Origin of the sequence: Trebonia sp. (assembly GCF_049794275.1) — a bacterium.
In the GTDB taxonomy this organism is placed as follows: domain Bacteria; phylum Actinomycetota; class Actinomycetes; order Streptosporangiales; family Streptosporangiaceae; genus Trebonia.
The window spans coordinates 1-1,756 of sequence record NZ_JBARCR010000126.1 but is presented as its reverse complement, the minus strand read 5'-3'; the positions used below and the strand labels follow the sequence as shown (position 1 = coordinate 1,756).

Sequence of the window (1,756 nt, the reverse complement as noted above, 5' to 3'; positions counted from 1 at the left end):
GCCGTGCCCTCGTCCGCCGTGGCCGACGCGACCGCCGCCTCCTCCGCGGCACGGACCCGGGCGATGACCGCCGAGGCGTAGCCGAGCATCCACGACCGGCGCCACGCCTTCGCCCCGCCGCCATAGGCGGGGACCGGCTGCACAGCGAGCGCCCTGGCCATCTGCACCAGCAGGGAGGTGAACAAGATGTCCGCGCGTTCCAGGTCGGACAGATAGCCGAACACGTGCACCCGGCTGCCCGGCTCGCGGCGGTTCAGCAGGATGCACTGGCAGCGGAGCGCGATGGCCAGCCCGGCGAGCAAGTGCGCCTTGACAGCGGCCCAGGGGTTGCCCAGGTCGAACACCCGGTCCCCGACGGAATCGGTCTCCGGGCGCAGCGCCCCGAGCAGCGCCCGGTCGATGCCGTAGCGGGCCATCAAATCGGCGGCCTTCGCGGTCAGCGCCTCGGCTTCCTCGGGCGTGCAGCCCTCATCCTCAGCCTTAGCCAGCAGCTTGCGAACCCGGTCAAGAAGGTCAGTTTGCACTGGATGCTCCCACCATAGATGTAGTCGAATTCAGTGCTGAATACTAACGACGCCATCTGACATTCCCGGGCCGCCACCGGGCACCCGCCTTCCGCACCCTACACTCGCTACTGACATGGCCGTTCAGATCTCGCCCAGCATCCTGTCCGCGGACTTCGCCCGGCTCGCCGATGAGGCGCGCGCGATCGAGACCGCGGCTGACTGGCTGCACGTCGACGTGATGGACAACCACTTCGTGCCCAACCTCACGATCGGCCTGCCGGTTGTCGAGTCGCTGCTGAAGCACGTCACGCTGCCGATTGACTGCCACCTGATGATCGACGACCCGGACCAGCACGCGCCCGGCTACGCCGAGGCGGGAGCGCGGAACGTCACCATTCACGCGGAAGCGGCCAAGGCGCCGGTCCGGACGCTGCGCGCGATCCGCGCCGCGGGCGCCCGCGCCGGGCTCGCGGTCAATCCCGGCACGCCGGTCGAGCCGTACGAGGACCTGCTCGCCGAACTCGACATGCTGCTGCTGATGACGGTCGAGCCCGGTTTCGGCGGGCAGCACTTCCTCGACCTCGTGCTGCCGAAACTTCGCCGCGCACGGGACATGGTCGCCAGGCACGGCGGCGCGGTCTGGCTCCAGGTGGACGGCGGGGTCGGCGTGGAGACGATCGAGCGGTGCGCCGACGCGGGCGCCGACGTGTTCGTGGCCGGCTCGGCGGTGTACAGCGCGGACGACCCGGCGCAGGCGGTCCGCGCGCTGCGCGAGCAGGCACAGCGGGCCACCGCGCACGCCAGCTGGGCGCGCTAGAACCCCGCTAGAACCTCGCTAGAATCCCGAGTTCACCACCAGCGGGTAGCTGGCGCCGCCCGGGTTGATCGTCAGCGTCGCCCCTGAGACGTTCCGGCCGGCGGACGCGATCAGCACCGAGGCGGTCTGGCCCGCGGCGAGGGTCCCTGACGACCGCGGCCAGACGAGGATGCTCGCGCTGGGGGTGACGGACCAGCTGACCGGCCCGCCGTTCGCCTTGAGCGAGAGCCAGGCGCCGAACCGCCCGACGTTGATCTTGGCGCCCGACTGCAGCGAGACAGCGGAACCCAGCAGGGACACCGACAGCGTGACCTGCACCGCCGGTGTGGTGGTCGTCACCGGGGGGGCCGGGCCCGATGGGGACTTGGTGCTCGGGATGGCCGCGGCGCGCGCCGTGGCGGACGATCGCTGGTGCGCCGCCGGCGCGCCCGGC

Annotated in this window: 3 protein-coding genes; 1 reads left to right on the top strand and 2 read right to left on the bottom strand. The window is 71.4% G+C overall.

Translation table 11 applies throughout. From position 1 onward, the window contains the following. Positions 1-524: DUF2786 domain-containing protein (locus WA805_RS03445; protein WP_425241626.1), on the bottom strand; the 524-nt coding region annotated here is incomplete at its 3' end. 115 nt (positions 525-639) lie between these two features. Between WA805_RS03445 and rpe the strand changes: the two genes are divergently transcribed. Further along, entirely contained in the window at positions 640-1,323 is a 684-nt protein-coding gene (rpe, locus tag WA805_RS03440; RefSeq protein WP_422271136.1) for a ribulose-phosphate 3-epimerase, read from the top strand. 18 nt (positions 1,324-1,341) lie between these two features. Here rpe and WA805_RS03435 read toward each other — a convergent pair. Beyond that, positions 1,342-1,756 (bottom strand): hypothetical protein (locus WA805_RS03435; RefSeq protein ID WP_425241625.1); only part of this gene is annotated, 415 nt, incomplete at its 5' end.

Bases quoted from the DNA above. Each gene is read 5' to 3' on its own strand.
- rpe (WP_422271136.1), top strand. From the start codon at position 640: ATGGCCGTTCAGATCTCGCCCAGCATCCTGTCCGCGGACTTCGCCCGG.